Source organism: Compostimonas suwonensis, from assembly GCF_002797855.1.
GTDB classification, from domain to species: Bacteria; Actinomycetota; Actinomycetes; order Actinomycetales; family Microbacteriaceae; genus Compostimonas; species Compostimonas suwonensis.
Window position 1 is genome coordinate 777,901 of record NZ_PGFB01000002.1, and the last position, 16,766, is coordinate 794,666.

Annotated in this window: 14 protein-coding genes; 9 read left to right on the forward strand and 5 right to left on the reverse strand. The window is 67.6% G+C overall.

Features of this window, described 5'->3' with window-relative positions; all coding sequences use genetic code 11:
• Positions 1-6: 6 nt before the first annotated feature.
• Entirely contained in the window at positions 7-1,035 is a 1,029-nt protein-coding gene (locus tag CLV54_RS07445) for an ROK family protein (protein WP_100344284.1), read from the reverse strand.
• On the reverse strand, positions 1,032-2,336 hold the full coding sequence (locus CLV54_RS07450; protein WP_157802867.1) for an ROK family transcriptional regulator: 1,305 nt from the start codon (positions 2,334-2,336) through the stop codon (positions 1,032-1,034). The genes CLV54_RS07445 and CLV54_RS07450 overlap by 4 nt, the downstream gene beginning before the upstream one ends.
• A gap of 16 nt (positions 2,337-2,352) precedes the next feature.
• On the opposite strand from CLV54_RS07450, the gene CLV54_RS07455 reads away from it, so the two are divergent.
• The 6 genes from CLV54_RS07455 to CLV54_RS07480 all read left to right on the forward strand — a co-directional run bounded on the left by CLV54_RS07455 (position 2,353) and on the right by CLV54_RS07480 (position 9,409).
• Positions 2,353-3,516, forward strand: coding sequence for an aldo/keto reductase (locus CLV54_RS07455; protein WP_211294467.1), 1,164 nt, complete (start codon positions 2,353-2,355; stop codon positions 3,514-3,516).
• A 98-nt stretch (positions 3,517-3,614) separates the two neighbouring features.
• On the forward strand, positions 3,615-4,592 hold the full coding sequence (locus tag CLV54_RS07460) for a substrate-binding domain-containing protein (protein WP_100344286.1): 978 nt from the start codon (positions 3,615-3,617) through the stop codon (positions 4,590-4,592).
• Complete coding sequence (locus tag CLV54_RS07465; protein ID WP_245861465.1) at positions 4,576-5,397, forward strand: ATP-binding cassette domain-containing protein; 822 nt, start codon at positions 4,576-4,578, stop codon at positions 5,395-5,397. The genes CLV54_RS07460 and CLV54_RS07465 overlap by 17 nt, the downstream gene beginning before the upstream one ends.
• 113 nt (positions 5,398-5,510) lie before the next feature.
• Positions 5,511-6,431, forward strand: a complete 921-nt coding sequence (locus tag CLV54_RS07470) for an ABC transporter permease (protein ID WP_211294468.1) — start codon at positions 5,511-5,513, stop codon at positions 6,429-6,431.
• A 17-nt stretch (positions 6,432-6,448) separates the two neighbouring features.
• Positions 6,449-8,254 carry a glycoside hydrolase family 35 protein gene (locus tag CLV54_RS07475; protein ID WP_100344288.1) on the forward strand — a complete coding sequence of 602 codons (1,806 nt, stop codon included), beginning with the start codon at positions 6,449-6,451 and terminating at the stop codon, positions 8,252-8,254.
• Positions 8,255-8,359: 105 nt separating this feature from the next.
• Complete coding sequence (locus CLV54_RS07480) at positions 8,360-9,409, forward strand: Gfo/Idh/MocA family protein (protein WP_100344289.1); 1,050 nt, start codon at positions 8,360-8,362, stop codon at positions 9,407-9,409.
• A gap of 97 nt (positions 9,410-9,506) precedes the next feature.
• Here CLV54_RS07480 and CLV54_RS07485 read toward each other — a convergent pair whose 3' ends face one another.
• Positions 9,507-13,586, reverse strand: coding sequence for a LamG-like jellyroll fold domain-containing protein (locus tag CLV54_RS07485; RefSeq protein WP_157802868.1), 4,080 nt, complete (start codon positions 13,584-13,586; stop codon positions 9,507-9,509).
• 266 nt (positions 13,587-13,852) lie between these two features.
• Here CLV54_RS07485 and CLV54_RS07490 point away from each other — a divergent pair, with 266 nt between their 5' ends.
• Positions 13,853-14,233 (forward strand): hypothetical protein, encoded by a 381-nt coding sequence (locus CLV54_RS07490; RefSeq protein ID WP_100344291.1) that lies wholly within the window; start codon positions 13,853-13,855, stop codon positions 14,231-14,233.
• A gap of 9 nt (positions 14,234-14,242) precedes the next feature.
• On the opposite strand, the gene CLV54_RS07495 is transcribed toward CLV54_RS07490, so the two are convergent.
• The gene (locus CLV54_RS07495) at positions 14,243-14,719 is read right to left on the reverse strand and encodes a hypothetical protein (protein ID WP_100344292.1); all 477 of its coding nucleotides are present in this window, start codon (positions 14,717-14,719) and stop codon (positions 14,243-14,245) included.
• 119 nt (positions 14,720-14,838) lie between these two features.
• A complete protein-coding gene (locus CLV54_RS07500; RefSeq protein WP_100344293.1) occupies positions 14,839-15,270 on the reverse strand; it encodes a hypothetical protein in 432 nt (143 codons plus the stop codon).
• Positions 15,271-15,428: 158 nt separating this feature from the next.
• Here CLV54_RS07500 and CLV54_RS07505 point away from each other — a divergent pair, with 158 nt between their 5' ends.
• The gene (locus CLV54_RS07505) at positions 15,429-16,121 is read left to right on the forward strand and encodes a hypothetical protein (RefSeq protein ID WP_100344294.1); all 693 of its coding nucleotides are present in this window, start codon (positions 15,429-15,431) and stop codon (positions 16,119-16,121) included.
• Positions 16,118-16,687, forward strand: a complete 570-nt coding sequence (locus CLV54_RS07510) for an RNA polymerase sigma factor (protein WP_245861467.1) — start codon at positions 16,118-16,120, stop codon at positions 16,685-16,687. Before CLV54_RS07505 ends, CLV54_RS07510 begins: the two co-directional genes overlap by 4 nt.
• Positions 16,688-16,766: the final 79 nt, after the last annotated feature.

Here is a 16,766-nt window from a genome sequence, read left to right on the forward strand (position 1 = left end):
CCATGTTCACCTCCGAGTCGGTGTGCGTGTACCGATCGAGCCCCCGTCTACCGAGGGCTGCACCGGGAGTGAGGTGTGCTCATCCGCAAGGTCGTGGATGAGCGTTCTGATCTCGTCCTCGGCGAAGTGGTCCGCCACGAGCAACGTGGCTCCGATGATGCCGCCGAACGATGCGAGCACCGACACCGCGATCTCGGGGACGGGCCGCCAGGTGAGGAGCTCCTGGAGACGTGCTCGTAGAGCACCGACGAGCACGTCTCCCGCCTGTGAGAGACCGCCCCCGAGCACGATCAGGCCCGGATCGAGTACGGCGATCGCACCATGCAGACCGTGTGCGAGAGCATCGACCGCATCGTTCCAGACGGTGGCCGCGAGGTCGTCGTCGGGAATCCCTTCGGCGATCTCCTGAACGCTCTCCGCCGTCCCGCCGCCGGCTCGATAACGGCGAAGGATGCTCGTGGCGCCTGCATAGGCCTCGACACAGCCGGACTGCCCGCACAGGCAGGGCTCCCCACCGGGCCTGACGATCACATGGCCCAGTTCGCCGGCCGAACCGGTCGCTCCTCGGGCGAGAGTCCCTGCCGAGATCACCGCTGCCGACACTCCCGTGCCGAGGGGCACGAAGAGGACGTCGCTGTTCGGAAAGGCTCCACGCCCGCGAAACTCCGCCGAGGCCGCGGCGCGGGCATCGTGGTCCACGCGCACCGGCAGCGCGTAACGGCTGCTGAGCGTGGAGGCGAGGGACAGATCCTGCCAACCGAGGTTGGCGGCGAACGTGACCACGCCTCTCTCGGCATCGACAGTGCCCGGAGCGCACACCCCCATCGCCTGCGGTCGGTGGCCGGCACGGCGCGCGTCGCCGAGCACGTCATCGAGCACGGACAGCACGCTCGCGAGGGCGGTGCTGGCGTGTCCGAAGGTGGGTTCGACGCGTCTCGCGAGGATCCTCCCGTTCCCGCCGACGGTGATCGCCTTGATCGTGGTGCCGCCGATGTCGACTGCGATGTAGACATCGGGGTGGTCGGCGGCGATCATGCGCTGTGTACCGCCTCCGCCTCGGAGAGGAGCGCGTTGACGCGTTCGGGTTGCAACGCCGTGTCCAGAGCGAGACGGAGGCCGCCCGCACTGCCCAGTCCGGTCTCGGGCCGAGACGTGCGCACATCGAGGTTCTCGGTCATAAGAGGCAGACACGTTCGGAACAGCTCTGCCCTGATGGCAGCCGTCAACGGCGCGCTGTAGCACATGGTGCCGCCGAGAACCAGCTCCCGCGGGTTGAAGAAATTGACGAAGCTCGACAGCGCCGCCCCGATCTCACTGCCCGCCTCGCGCAGAACCTGGACGGCCCTGGCGTCCCCGTGCTCGCCCATCTGCACGAGCTCTTGCGTGGAACCGACCGTCAAACCGTCTGCACGCAGACGCGCGAGAAGCGCTCCCCCGCTGGCAACCGACTCGAGGCAGTTCACGACGTTGCACGAGCAGAGTATCGCCGCCTGTCCTTTCGCCTGGGTGTGCGAGATCTCGCCCGCCGCTCCGCTGAACCCTCGATGGAGCTTGCCTCCGCTGATGATGCCGCACCCGATGCGTGTGCCGAGCTTGATCGCGAGAAGGTGCGCCGACTCCGGCTCCACCTCCGCTGGACACTCAGCGATCGCGTAGAGGTTGGCGTCGTTCTCGACGATGACGGGGACATCGGTCATCGTGGCGAAGAGGGTGGAGAGGGTGGCATTGTTCCATGCCGGCATAAAGGCCGGCGAGACGATGCGGCCCTCCGGCTGCCGGACGGGCGCGGGCACCCCCACGGCGAGCGCGACCATCTTGGTCAGTTCGAGATCGGTGTCGTCGACGATGCCCTGGATCGTCCGCCAGAGCCCGGAGACGGTGACCCCCGGATCTTCGTCGATCACGTCAGTCGAGCACAGCCGGTCGGCCAGGATCAGACCCGCCAGATCGGCGACCGCGACGCGGACATGGCTCGCACCGAGATCCAGGGAGACCACGAACCCCTCGGCGGCGTTGACCGAGAGGCGTCGCGCGGTGCGCCCACCTCGGCCGGACACGCCGGATTCGATCACGAGCCCGCCCCGCAGCAGATCCTCCACTTTCAACGAGACCGTCGACGGCGCAAGCCCCGTCACCTTGGACAGTTCCGACCGCGACCGCGCGGTTCCCTGACGGATGAGCTGGAAGAGGTCTCCAGGGCTGCTCGCTGAGGTCGCGGGAGAAGTGGGCATCGGGGAGATTGTCACCATATCGTCACTATACATTCGACAATCGAATATTACGAGTTGATTTCTGTATTGATATTTGCGGCCATTGCCTAGTACGGTCCGATACACAAAGAATTAATAGTGGGTGTCAGGACAGATGACTCCCTCGGGACGGCCGCATCGCGTTCGCCGTCCGGGATCGAAGAAACAACCCGACACCCGGAACGAATCAACACGTCGAACAAGGGAAGCAATGATGGAGTATCGGCAGCTGGGAGACTCAGGGCTGATGGTGTCAGTGCTGTCGCTCGGAACGATGACGTTCGGTGGCGAGGGCGACTATCGGATGATCGGGAGCACGGGTGTCGAGGACGCTCAACGGCAGCTCGATATGTGCCTCGCCGCCGGGGTGAATCTCATCGACACCTCCGATGCCTACTCGTTCGGGCGGTCCGAGGAGATCATCGGAGAAGTGATCAAAGCCCGCCGGGACGAGCTGCTGATCGCGACGAAGGTCAGATTTCCGATCGGACCGGGACCGAACGACGCCGGACTGTCGCGCCATCACATCATCCGCGCCTGCGAGGCCAGCCTGCGACGTCTGCAGACCGACCACATCGACCTCTACCAGGCGCACAACTGGGACGGGGTGACGCCGGTCGAGGAGACGATGGCTGCGTTCGACGCCCTCGTCTCGTCCGGCAAGGTGCGCTACATCGGCTGCTCCAACTTCGCCGGCTGGCACGTCATGAAGTCCCTCGCCGCATCCGAGCGGAATCGGCTGAGCGGCTACGTCAGCATGCAGATCCATTACACGCTGCAAGCGAGGGAGGCCGAGAACGAGCTCATTCCGATCGCGCTCGACCAGGGTCTCGGCGTACTGGTGTGGAGTCCTCTCGCCGCCGGGCTGCTGTCCGGAAAATATCGCAGGAACGACTCGGCCCCTGAGGAGGGCCGCCACACGTTCGAGGAATGGGATGAGCCTCCCATTCACGACACGGAGCGCCTCTACGACATCATCGACGCTCTGATCGCGGTCGCCGAACGGCACGGCTCCACCGCTGCGGTCGTTGCACTCGCCTGGCTCCTCCGGCGACCGGGCGTGACCTCGGTCCTGCTCGGAGCCCGGACCGACGAGCAGCTGTCCGGCAACCTCGAGGCCGCGTCGTTCGAGCTGTCCGACGAGGACCTCGACCTGTTGGACTCCGTCAGCAGGGTGCCGCTCGGCTACCCGTACTGGCACCAGGCGCGATTGGCGCGGGACCGCCTCTCCGAGGCCGATCTCTCGCTGCTCGGCCGCTACATCTGAACACGAGAGCCGATCTGCCCGCATCGATCAGGTTCCGGGCACCCGCCTCACCCGAACAATCACCAGGATTCACCCGACAAGCAAGAGGAGAGCAAGAGATGAACAGAAAGATCGCCGTTCTCGGCGCAGCAGCCCTCGTACTCGTCGCCGGATTGACGGCCTGCAGTGGCCAGGCCGATCCAGGCTCGACGACGTCCGCGGGCGGACGCCTGATCTACATCCAGACGGCGGCCGACGCCTTCACCATCCCCCTCGGTTGCGCGGCGAAGGAGCGCGCGGAGGAACTCGGATACACGCTCGACATCACCGGCCCGCTGAACTATGAGACAGCGGATCAGGTCTCCGCGGTCGAGGCGGCCACGGCGAGCGCGCCCGACGGCGTGCTGCTGCAGCCCATCGACCGCGATGCAGTCGTCCCGGCAGCGACCGCGATGAAGGAGGCCGGTATCCCCTTCGCCGAGGTGGACACCGTGCTGTCCGACGACTCCCTGTCGGTGTCGAGGATCGCGTCCGACAACGTCGACATGGGAGCACAGAGCGCCAAGGAGATGGGCACCAGGATGAACGGCGAGGGCACGGTGCTCGTATTGGCCAACTCCGCGGGCCTGTCCTCGCTGGACCAGCGCGTGCAGGGATTCGTCGACGTGATGAAATCGGACTACCCGGGCATCACCCTCCTCGGCCCCCTCTACTCCGACGGCTCCGTCGGCGCGGCCCAGCAGAACTTCAGCTCGTCGTTGGCGGCCAACCCCGACCTCGGAGGTGTGTACGCGACCGATCTGCTGAGCCTGCAGGGAGCGGCCACCGGGGCTGACGAGGCGGGCAAGCACGATCTCGTCCTCGGCGTCATCGACGCTTCGGACGAGGCCGTGCAGTTGCTGCGCGACGACGTGCTCACCTTCATCGTCTCGCAGAACCCCAGCGAGATCGGTCGCCAGGGTGTGGAGCAGGTGGTCAATGCGATCGAGGGCAAGGACGTGGAGGCGAATGTGGTGGTCTCGTCCGGAACGATCACGAAGGACACGGTCGACGACCCCGAGGTGCAGGAGTACATCTATCGTGAAGCAAGCTGCTGAGCGAGGGCCGGATGAGGTGGAACGGACCGACGTGACCACCCCTGTGCTCGAGGCCGTCGATCTTCGGCGGAGCTTCGGAAGCGTCGAGGCTCTGCGTGGCGCCTCTCTGACAGTCAAGCCTCGGGAAGTCGTCGCGCTGATCGGGGACAACGGAGCCGGCAAGAGCACACTGGTCCGTTGTCTCTCGGGCGCGGATCGCCCCGATTCCGGCAGGATCCTGGTCGATGGCGGGCCCGCGGAGTTCGATTCTCCGGTGGCCGCCCGGGCGCAGGGCATCGAGACCCTGTACCAGGATCTCGCCGTCGCCACCGATCTCGACGCCGCCACCAACATGTTCCTGGGACGCGAGCTCTACAAAGCCGGCTTCCCCCGCTTTCTCCATGTCCTCGACAAGGCCCGCATGCGCAAGGAGAGCGACACCGTGATGAGGAGCCTGGGCGTCGAGATGCGAGACGCGCGAATTCCCGTGCGATCCCTCTCCGGTGGACAGCGTCAGATCGTGGCGGTCGCGCGCGCCGTGACCTGGGCCAAGCGTGTGGTCTTTATGGACGAGCCGACGGCCGCACTCGGCGTCCGGCAGCGTGCACTGGTGCTGGACGCGATCCGGCGTGTCCGGGACCACGGGATATCCGTGGTTCTGGTCAGCCACAACATGCCCGAGGTGCTGGAGGTCGCCGATCGTGTGGAGGTATTGCGACTGGGGCGACGCGTCGCGCGTTTCGACAAGGGAGAGGCCAGTGTCAACGATCTTGTGGGAGCCATGACGGGCGCATTGGTCACCGAGCCGGAGGATGAGCAGTCGTGAGTCAGCAGACCTTACCGAAAGAGCGTCCGGTCGAGACGGTCGTTCCCGTCAGGCGAGGAAGGGCTTCCCGGTCCAGAGGGTTCGAGCTTCTTCCGATACTGGGAGCACTCCTCGTGATCGGAGCCGTCTTCTCCGCACTGAGACCGGATGCGTTCCTGAATCCCTTCAATCTGGAGTCGATGGCGAAGGCGGCCGCGCCTCTGCTGGTGATGGGCGTCGGAATGACCTTCGTGATCATCACGGCGGGGATCGACCTCGCCGTCGGGTCGGTGCTGGTGCTCTCCGGCGTCGTGGCCGCGCAGGTGATGATCGCCATTCCGAGCGGACTCGGGATGGCACCGTGGGCCGGCTACCTCATCGGCGTCGCGGCGGGTATCGTCGTCGGCATCGTGGTGGGGGCGGTGGCGGGCACACTGGTCGCCCGGGCCAAGATCACGCCGATGATCGTGACGCTCGGGACGATGGGTGCCTCGCTCGGCGTCGCCCAGCTGCTGACGAGAGGCGTCGACGTGAGCGGTGTGCCGCCCGAGTTCGCGCGGGGGCTCGGCCAGGAGAAACTGTGGGGCATCATCCCGTGGATCGTCGTCATCGCCGTCGTGGTGTGCGTGCTCGGATGGCTCGCGCTCACGTTCACGCGGTTCGGGACGTACACGTTCGTGATCGGGTCGAACGCCGAGGCGGCTCGACGCGCAGGGATCAACGTCAACCGTCACCTGATGATGGTGTACGCCCTGTCCGGCGCCTGTGCGGGCCTGGCCGGTGTCATGTCCCTGGCGAGGTTCTCGAGCACCACCCTCGCGGCGCACTCCCTGGACAACTTCGCCGTGATCACCGCCGTGATCCTGGGCGGCACGAGCCTGTTCGGCGGCATCGGGTCGATTCAGGGAACCGTCGTCGGGGTGTTCATCCCGGTGTCGCTGGCGAGCGGCCTGGTCATCATCGGCGTCCAGCCGTTCTGGCAGAACATCGCGGTGTCCGTCGTGCTCGTGGTCGCCGTGCTGATCGATCAGATCCGGCGATCGCGCAGAGCCTGAACGAGGAGGGACGAAGCATGGAGCAGAGACGAGTGGGAACCTTCGCAGCGGGAGACACGGGCCCGCAGCGGATCCTTGCGGGAGGAATCCACTATTTCCGGATCGCCCCGGGTGACTGGCGTCCAGCGCTGCGGCGACTGCGGGCGATGGGGCTGAACAGCGTCGACACCTACATCCCCTGGAACCTGCACGAGATGCGGAAGGGGGAATTCGACTTCAGCGGCATCCGCGACTTCGCGGAGTTCGTTCGGCTGGCAGCCGAAGAGGGCATGTACGCGATCCTGCGCCCGGGACCGTACATCTGCTCCGAGTGGGACAACGGAGCGATACCCGCCTGGCTGCGACAGGACCGGACGACGCTGCGCACCGCCGCTCCCGTGTTCATGGACGCGGTCTACCGGTGGTACGACGAGGTGATCCCTCGTATAGCCTCGCTGCAGTCCACCCGGGGAGGCAGCGTGATCGCGCTCCAGGTCGACAACGATTTCGGGAGACAGGGAACCGACCCCGAGTACTACCCCCTGCTTCGCGATGCCGTCCGTGAGCGCGGCATCGACGTGACCGTCTACACGATCGAGACCCCGGGCTACCTCCATAATCTCGGCACCGCGCAGTCGGCAGATGGCATGGTCCCCACCATCTGGACGGAGGCGGAGTCCCACGTGGACATCGCCTCCTTCCGGGAACGGTGGCCGAATCATCCCCTCTTCGTCTCGGAGTTCGTCTGCGGCCCGATCCAGCACTGGGGCGAGCCTCATCTCGTCCATGATCCCGATTATGACGCGCAGCAGCTCGAGACGATCCTCGCCTCCGGGGCGGACGTGAGCCTCTACATGGCGCACGGCGGAACGAACTTCGGCCTGTGGAACGGGGCGAATGCGAGCGGAGACGACTACCGGCCGGCAGTGACCTCGTACGACTACGACGCTCCCATCAGCGAACACGGCGAGCTGACTCGGAAGTTCTGGACCTTCCGGGAGGTGCTGGGCCGATACCACGACCTGCCCGACGTCCCGGAGGATCTACTGACCCCGCGCACTCTCCCCACTCAGACGGCAGTGCCCATGTCGCCGGCAGGCAGCCTGCTCGGCTCCGCCGAAGCCGTGGCGTCTCAGCGGACGACGACCCTCTGGCCACCGACTTTCGAGGATCTCGGTCAGACAACGGGGTTCGTGCTCCATCGACGCGTGCTCCCGGAAGCGGATCGCTCCCGCGATTTGGTCCTGCATGGCGTGGCGGACCGGGCACTCGTCTTCGCTGACGGCGTCCTGCTGGGCGCGGTGGAGCGCGGCGGGCCGGGCAGAGTGACGATCCCCGGGGGCGGAACCGCTCCTCTTACGGTGGAGATTCTGGTGGAGAACCTGGGTCGCGTGAACTTCGGGCCGTCGCTGGGAGACCGGAAGGGGATCGTCGGGGGCGTGCAGCTCGACGACGCCTGGTTGCAGGAGTGGGAGACTTTCGGCCTGGAGCTCAGCGAGACGATCGACCTCGGCGCGCTGTCCAATCCTTCCGCCTCCCACGCCTCCGGCCCGGCGTTCTACGTCGGTACCTTCGATCTCGCCGAGAGCGGAGTCACGGCCTTCCTTCGCACGCCCGGATGGCAGAAGGGCATCGCCTGGATCAACGGCTTCTGTCTCGGCAGATACTGGTCGGTCGGCCCGCAGCTCACGCTCTACGTCCCTCCTTCGGTGGCACGGCAGGGCAGCAACGAGATCGTCCTGCTCGAGCTCCATCCGACGGACATCCCCGGCGACCCAGAGGTGGTCCTGGTCGGCTCTCCGGATCTGGGATCGTCGGTCCCGTGGCAACCGCCGCAACGCTGAGGGGCTTCCGGATGTGGGACAGGATCACGTGCCGTCTACCCTGGCCCGGCGGATCGCCTCGAGACCATCCGACAACACGACAAAACGACACGACAAAGGTGTGAGATGACTGGCTCAGAGGTAAGGATCGGAATCGTCGGGGCGGGGACCTGGGGGGAGACGCACGCGCGGATCTATCAGGCCCACCCCGCGAGCAAGGTGGTCGCGGTGTGCGACAGCAACGCCGGCAGGGCGAGCGGACTCGCCTCCCGGCTGGGCATCGACTCCTGGTACGACGACTACGAGGAGATGTTCACGAAGGAAGGGCTGGATTCCGTCGCCATCGTGACCCCCGACTTCGCTCATGCCGAGATCGCTATCGCGGCCGCGCGGCACGGTCTCCACATGCTGATCGAAAAGCCCTTGGCGACGACGCGCGATGACGTCTTCCGGATGATCGACGCGATCACCGCCGGAGAGGTACGCGCGATGGTCGATCTCCACAACCGCTTCAGCCCGCCGTTCAACGTCGCGCGCCAGAGCGTCGCCGACGGAGAGCTGGGCGAACTCCAGACGGGTTACATGCGTCTCAACGATGCGAAGTGGGTGGCGACCGACCTGCTGCCGTGGGCGGCGCAGTCTTCGATTCTCTGGTTCCTCGGCAGTCACAGCGTCGACACCCTCCGATGGTTCTTCGACGACGAGGTGACCAGGGTCTACTCGGTCTCGCGATCGGGGCTGCTCAAGGGTCTCGGCGTCGACACCGTCGATTCCTACCTGACCACGCTGGAGTTCGCCGGCGGCGGCATCGCCCACATGGAGAACGGGTGGATCAACCCCAACGCGATGCCGAACATCAACGACATCAAGTTCACCGTGGTCGGCGACAAGGGAATGATCTCGATCGATGCATCTAGCCACAATCTGATTCAGAAGTACACCGAGGAGAAGGTGACCGTGCCCGACGTCCTCGTCCGCGACCACGTCTTCGGTTACCCAGCCGGCTTCGCCTACCAGTCGATCCGGTCATTCGTCGACAGCCTCGTCTCCGGGGAGGACTTCCGGGTGAGCCTCCCGGACTCGGCGAAGGTCAGTCTGATCGTGCTGGCGATCATGGAGTCGGCGAAGAAGCGCCAGCCCGTCGAGGTCGACTACGGCGTGATCACGACGGGCTGAGCCAGGACGGCCGACCTGCCACGCTCGAAGCGCTCCGCGACCGCACCGGTACCGACCTAAGGCTGCACGAGGCGACCCCGACTCGGGATTGCACGCCTCAGCTGAGGGCGGTCAGCGTGAGCGTCGCGCGATAGGTGCCGTCCTCCTGGTCGGTCGGGATGCGCAGCCGCAGCTCGGCACCGAGCAGAGCCGAGCCGAGCACATGGCCCGACGACGCCGAGCCGAGGGCGGATGCCTCGCCCAGACCGCCCTCCCCGCTCAGGTCGGGCTCGACGGCCGCTCCGGCGATCGCGCCGCCACCGCCCTCGACGAGCTGCGGAGTCCACCCGAGGAAGCTGCCCGGGAAGGAGCCGTGACCCGGCGCGACGAACTCGCCCACCTGCGCGGACACCGACCAGCCGGGTGCGCCGGAGCGGGTGTCGGTGACACGCACAGGGTTGAGCACGCCGGCCGCCTCATAGTGGTCGCCGGCGAACTCGGCCGTGCCGAGGTCGACGAGGTCGTTGCCGCCGGCGATGTTCCAGACGAACTCACCGGGGCCACCACCACCGTGCTCGGGCACGACGACCTGCAGCTCCTGTCCCGATTGCGAGTCGGCGCCGGCGGCCGTGAACACGTCGAACTGCACGACGCCCGCGTCGGCGGTCGCGACATCCACGCTCGTCGCGAACCAGGCGTAGACCGCGCCGGGCTCGAGTCCCTGCCACACGACGGTCGCTGGCTCGCCCGAAGCCGCCGTCGTCTCGCCGATGACCGGCGCGTCGGCGTCGGGGGCGAACACGACGACGCCGTCGGTGCCGAAGCCCGTGACGCGGGCCGCAAGCTGCACGGGCACCTCGAAGTCGTCCTGCTGGCCGTTGTATTTCGTGCCGGTGTACTCGCCGGCACCGAACTCGTCGAGCAGCGGCGAGTACGTGTCGACGCTCATGGTCGAGCGGTCGAGATGGAACTGCAGCATACGGAAGAAGCTCGCACCGAAGTTGAGCTTCGTGTTCGAGCCGTATCCGCCGATCTGCGTGAGGCCGAGCTGATCCGATCCGACCTGGTAGCCCTGGTAGTCGGCAGTGAGCTCGACCACGTTGTGCCCGGGCCGGGCGACGTCGTGACGGATGACCGTGCCGACGCTCGTGTGCCCGCCGAGCACGAGGAACACGTTGGGGCTGTTCCGCAGCACGGAGTCGAGGATGCGCGGGCCGTCGGCGCCGAGCGATCCGCCGCGTCCGTCGGGTGCGCTCGACCCGTTGGCGTAGCCGTGCGTGAGCACGATAGCGTTGCGGCCCGAGTGCTGCTGGAGCACGTCGGTCGCCCACGCCGCCTCCTCGTCCGTCACGCCGTAGCCGAGCGACACAGCGATGAAGTCGAGCCCGCCGGCGCTGAACAGCGTGTAGCTGTTCGAGCCGTCGCCCGGCCGCCACGGTTGATAGCTCGCCCCCGCAGCCTGCCATGCGGGCGTCTCGGCGAGCGCCTCGTAGCGGTCGGGACCGAAAGCCTCGTTGTAGAGCCCGTTGGCGGTGCCCGACTTGTTGTCGTTGTCTCCCGGCAGCGTCGAGCTGATCACGCCCGAGCCCTCGAGAATGGCCTGCGCGCCCGAGGCGAAGGCGTACTCGCGGCGTGCGAGGTCTTCGTCGGTGAAGCGGGTGTCCCAGCTCTGCACGATGTCGCCTGTGTGGCCGGCGAAGGCGATCTTGCGTTCGGCGGCGTGATCGGCGATCCACTGCGTGGCGTCGGTGTACGCGCTGGCCCATACAGCCCGCTCCTCCGCGGTCGGCTTGCCGACGGCGCCCTCCGAGAGGAACTGCGTGTCGGTCTGGTGCACGAACGCGAAATCGTAGTCCGCAGGGTCTTCGAACGCGTCGTCCACCGGCTTAGCCAGATCGTCGGCGAACGGGTCGAGGCCCACGACGAGCAGATGCACGGTACCGTCGTCGACGTGCTGGGCATCGACCGGGGCCGTCAGCACGACGTCGCCCGCTTCGCCGGACCCGCGGGCGAGCTCCTGCCAGGTGCTGAGCGCGGTGTTCCAGGCGAAGAGCACGGCGACGCGGTCGGGGTCGATCGTGCCCGTCCACCGCACGTGGCGGCCGTCGGATCCGGGAGCCGCGACGTCGAATCGCTGGAACGGGAGCTGCTGATGCGCGAGCGGCGTTCGTGCCTCGGCGCCGTCGCCGGCGCGCAGCGGACCGTCGATGGGCGAGCCCTGCTCGTAGGCGAAGTCGAGTGCGGACGGCACGGCGTCGACCACGCCCTGGAAGCTGCCGTCGGGCTCGGCCACGACCGCCTGTGCGAAGGTCGTTGTGACGTCGCCGCCATCCGCTCCGGTGGCCGTCGCGCTGAGCGTCGCCGCGCCGGGTGCCTGCTGCACGGTCGAGACGCCGCCGGGTGCGAGGATCACCGTGGACGTGAAGGTCACGACGTGCTCGAAGACTCCGCCGAACGCGTCGCGCGTGACGATGCGCAGACTGTGCTCGCCGGCGGCGAGCCCCTGGCCGATGACGTCTCCGACGCGAACAGGCGCGTCGTCGAGGGTGAGCTGCGGCTCGCCCGACAGCAGGCCGGCATTCGCGACTGTGATCTCGATCGCCGTCGGCGCCGTGAGCTGTGCGCCCTGCGCCGGCACCGTGGCGGTGACGACCGGGTCTCCTGCGGGCCGGTCGGCGAAAGCGGCGGCCGCGAGGTCGGCCGCCTCGGTGGCGCCGATGGCGCGCCCGTAGATGCGGGCGAGTCCCACGCGGGATACCGAGTACTCGATCGGTGCATTGCCGGCATTGATGTCACCGCCGATCACGAAGTCGGCCGCTCCTGCTCCGGGCATCTGCAGCGCGCCTGAGGTCGCGGCCTGCCGCACCTGCACGCCGTTCACATACAGGCGCGCGACGGCGCCGTCCCAGGTGAGGAGTGTGTGATACCAGCGGCCCTGCTCGATCGGGCTCTGGAAGGTGTGGTTCGTGCCGGCCACGTTCACGAGCGTGCGGATGTTGCTGCCGCTCACACCGATGCCGAAGCCGCCGAGCTCCTTGCCCGAGCACATCGAATGCGTGCCCGACACCGGCAGCGGCTCCTCGATGCGGAAAAGGCACTCGGCGCTGAAGCCACCCGCGAGGCGGTCGTACTGGTCGCGCACCGGGTATTGATACGCGCTCGCCCCGTCGAAGGATGCCACGTCACGACCGAGGCTCCCATCCTCCACGACCGCGGGCGAGCCGGTCGCACGCGCGCTCAGCTCGCGGGCGTGCTCGACCGGGGCACCCGCGGCGAAGTCGACGTCGAGCACGTCGGCGGGCTGTCCGGGCTCCACCGGTGGATCGGTCGGATCCGTGGGGTCGGTCGGGTCCGTCGGATCCGTGGGGTCGGTCGGATCGGTCGGATCCGTGGGGTCGGTCGGGTCCGTCGGGTCCCCGCCGGGGACGACCCCCGCCGCCGCCGCGAGCGCCACGGCCTGCTCGGCGGTGAGCGCGGTCGACCAGACACGCGCCGCCGCGATGCGACCGGTGGCGAACTCGGTGGCCGCGCGGCCCGCGTTCACGTCGCCGCCGATCACGAGATCCTCGGCCGAGCTGCCGGGCACGCGCAGTGCCCCGCTCGTCGCCGACTCCCCCGCGAGCTCCCCGTTCAGATAGACACGTGCGGTGGATGCATCCCAGGTGAGAAGCGCGTCATACCAGCGCCCCGCCTCGATCGGCGCCGTGACCACGTGGTTCGTGCCCGCGATGTTGACGAGCACCCGCAGCTCGGAAGCGGCGACCGAGATGCCGAAGCCCCCGTTCTCCTTGCCCGCACAGAACGACTTGGTTCCGCTCACGGGAAGGCTCTCGGCTGCGAAGACGCATTCCGCGCTGAAACCCGACGCCATAGCCGGATACTGGTCGCGGATGGGGTACTGGTAGGCGCTCGCCCCGTTGAACACGGCGACCGCGCGGCCGAGGTCCGCGTCATCCGCCACCGACGGCAGGCCCGTGACGCGGAACGGCTCGATCCCGCGCGCGTGCTCGACCGGCGAACCGGAGACGAAGTCGACGTCGAGCAGGTCGGCCCCCGGTACCGTCCCGACGTCCGCCGTCGCCACCTCGCCCGGAAAGGCGATGAGGCCGGCCGCGTGCGCCATCGGCACTCCCGCCGCCACCAAGGCGAGCGCGACGCCTGCGGTCACGATCATCCGTGTTCTGCGTCGTACATCCATCGCTGATCCTCTCGCCGAGTGCGCCCGGCGCGCCGACCGGGTCAACCGACAGGAAATCGACCCCAGGTGAACCCCGCCACACTCGCACATGAACAACGGATGGCACCCATACCAACGCACACCCCGGCGACAGCCGACCGACGCCGTTCCGGCGGGCCAGCTGATCCCAGCCCGGGCGTCCTGTCGGCGTTCACCGTCGGCAATTGCGGCTGCGACCGCGAATGGGTCCCTGTTCACGTCACGGGCCCGGCGGCATACTGATGTGCATGGGAATCCGTCGCCTCGCCGGCGCCGCGGTCACGGCGGCCGCGCTCGTCGTCGGCATCTCGGGCTGCACCGCGGGGGCACCCGATGTCGATCCCGTCGTCGTCGATGTCGCCGAGCTGCAGGGCACAACAGTCGAGGTTCCGCTGAACAGCACCCTGGTCATCGTCACCGAGCTGTCCGACGTCGACAGCTACACGGCGGACATCGACGATCCGGCGATCGCCGAGTTCGCCCGGGGCGCCAAGACCGGCGAGGTGAGTTACCGACCGGTCCTCACGCCCAAACAGGTGGGCGAGTCCGAGGTGACGCTGTCGAATGAGGACACCGGTTCACAGGATGTGGAGTTCACGCTCGAGGTCACGCCGATTGCGGTCGGCTGACCGAACCCGTCAGCCGAACAGGCCGCCGAGGAACCCTTTCTTCTGCTCGTACCCGGCCTGCTCGAGCAGGCCGAAGAGCGGGCCCTTGACGCGGGAGTCCTCGAACTCGTAGCTGTAGCTGTGCGCGGAGTCGCCGCCTTCGACGTGCGTGCCGGCACCGGCGCCCCAGGAGAAGCTCTTCTGCTTGCCCCTGAACGTGCTCGCCGAACCGCCGAACGATATCGACCCGTCGGTTCCGATCGATCCGTGCTTCTCGCCGTCGTCCTTGCGCTCCTCGAAGGAGTACTGCTCCTTCTCGGTGTTGAGGTCGACGGTGAGCGCGTACTCCTTGTCGATGGCGCCGCCACCGAGCAGGACGGCGAACGCGACGTGGGCGACATCCCAGTGCGCCACGATCTGCGCGCCGTTCATCTCGTAACGGATGGGTTCGTTCGGATCGTTCAGCTGTGCGACCGCCGCGGCGATCCGTTCGAGTGTCCAAGCCATACCGCCAGCCTATCGTCGAGCCACATCGGCGAGAGCCTGATGGCCGCCCTCCGCATCCGCCATGGCCACCCGAGCATCAGCGTCTATCGCAGCACGTGCAGCTCCGATACGCGGCGGCGTCAGGCGTTGCTCAGGAGCTGCTCGGTGGGCACGTAGTCGATCTTCCAATCGACATAGACCCCTGCGATCCCGTCCCGCGTGCAACGCAAGCCGACCGACACCCAGCGAACCTCGCCCTGGGGATCGAGAGCGAATCCGGTGGCGGCGGTGAACACCTCGTTGCCGCACGAACACTGCGCCTGCTCGACCTCGTCCACGTCGTCGAAGTGCTCCCCGGAGTCCGCGATCTCCGCTTCCGCCTCGCACTCCGTGCAGATCCGGACCGCAACACCCACCTCGTCATCGAACACGAGCGCAAAAGTGCGGTTCCCGCAATCGCAGGCCGCTTCGATCACCCGATCGATGGGATAACCGCCGGCGGCGAACCCCTCGATACTCGTGCGCAGCTCGTCGAAGACAGGATCAGTGGAATCGTCGGCGCGGGAATCCATGTCATCAATCCTCCCGTATCCGGCACATCGCAGAGAACGGCGGTCCAGACGGCCTGCCGACGGGCGGAGAAGTCCCTGCTCGCGGCCGTGGACGTTTTCCCCCGAACCGTACATGTACTCAGTAGAAGCTCGGACAGCGAGCGGACAGGAGCGGGAAGATGTCCAACATGATCGAGGACCGTGTCGAGGGAGACCCCGAGCTCGACAGGCTCGTCGCCCTGGCGGCACGACCCACCAGGGAGGCGACGAGCGAGATGCGCGAGCAATTGGCGTCCATGGTCGCGGCCGCCGTCGAGTCGGGCCGTGACAGCCGGCGCAGGCGTCTGTCGATAGGGGCCGCGGTGGCCGTTCCGATCGTGGTCCTCGGCGGCGCGGGTGCGGCGTTCGCAAGCACCGGCATCGACTGGTCGATGTTCTTCGGCCACGCGACCACCTGGGCCGACTGGGCTCAGAACCCCGACGGCGCCGTGCACATCACTCTGCCGGGCGGGGCGAGCTGCGAGCTCCGATTCGCCGTGAACTCCCTGCGCGACCACCCCGCGGACCCCGCGGTGCTCGCGCAGGCCCAGAACGCGCTCCGGACCTATCTGAACGGCGGCACGGTTCTCACGGATGCGAACATCGACGCGGTGCTGAGCGAGAACCGGACCGACAGGAACTGGGCGCAGGACGGCGACTCAACCGCCGTTCCGTTCGGACCCGGCACCCGGAACGACAACCCCGACGTCGATTACCACATCGCCGCACTGGAGGGGATCAGCAAGGCGATCCAGGCTCATGTGCCGGATCTCGGGACGGGTGGTATCGGTCTGCAGTCGCAGGAGAACTGCGACGCTGGTGTCGGACAGTGACCCGCAGCCGCGGAGACGACGAGGTGCGCCGCTTCACCGAGCTGATGGTGGAGGTCGGTCCTGCACTGCTCGCCTATTTCGAGCGACGAGTCGGACACGACGGCGCCGACCTGCTCGCCGAGACGATGGCAACCGCGTGGAAGCGCCGACGGAGCCTCCCCGCCGAGCCGGAACCCGCGCGGATGTGGCTGTTCGGCGTGGCCAGGAACATGCTCCGCAACGCCCACCGCACGGGGATTCGGCGGCAGCATCTCGCCGACAGTCTGCGTGCTCGAGCAGAGCACACCACGGCGAGCGACCCGTCCGAAGCGATCGAGATGCGCGATCTGATCGGCCGCCTCGACCCCGACCTTGCCGAGGTCGTGACCCTGGTCCACTGGGAAGGACTGTCACTGACCGAGATCGGCCGGCTCCTCGGAATCCCCGCATCGACCGCGCGAGGACGCTACCAGCGCGCACGGCAGACGCTGCGTGCTCAGCTCGAATCTCCCGCCCGGACTGCCGCCGCGCGATCTCGGCCTACACCAAGGCCGAACGTCTCCATCCCCATCGCGGAGGAGCCCTGATCGCGGGGCGTGGACCCTCCCGCGATCCGGCCACCCGGGACCATCTCGATCGACCGGCCGACCGCCACCGACATGATCG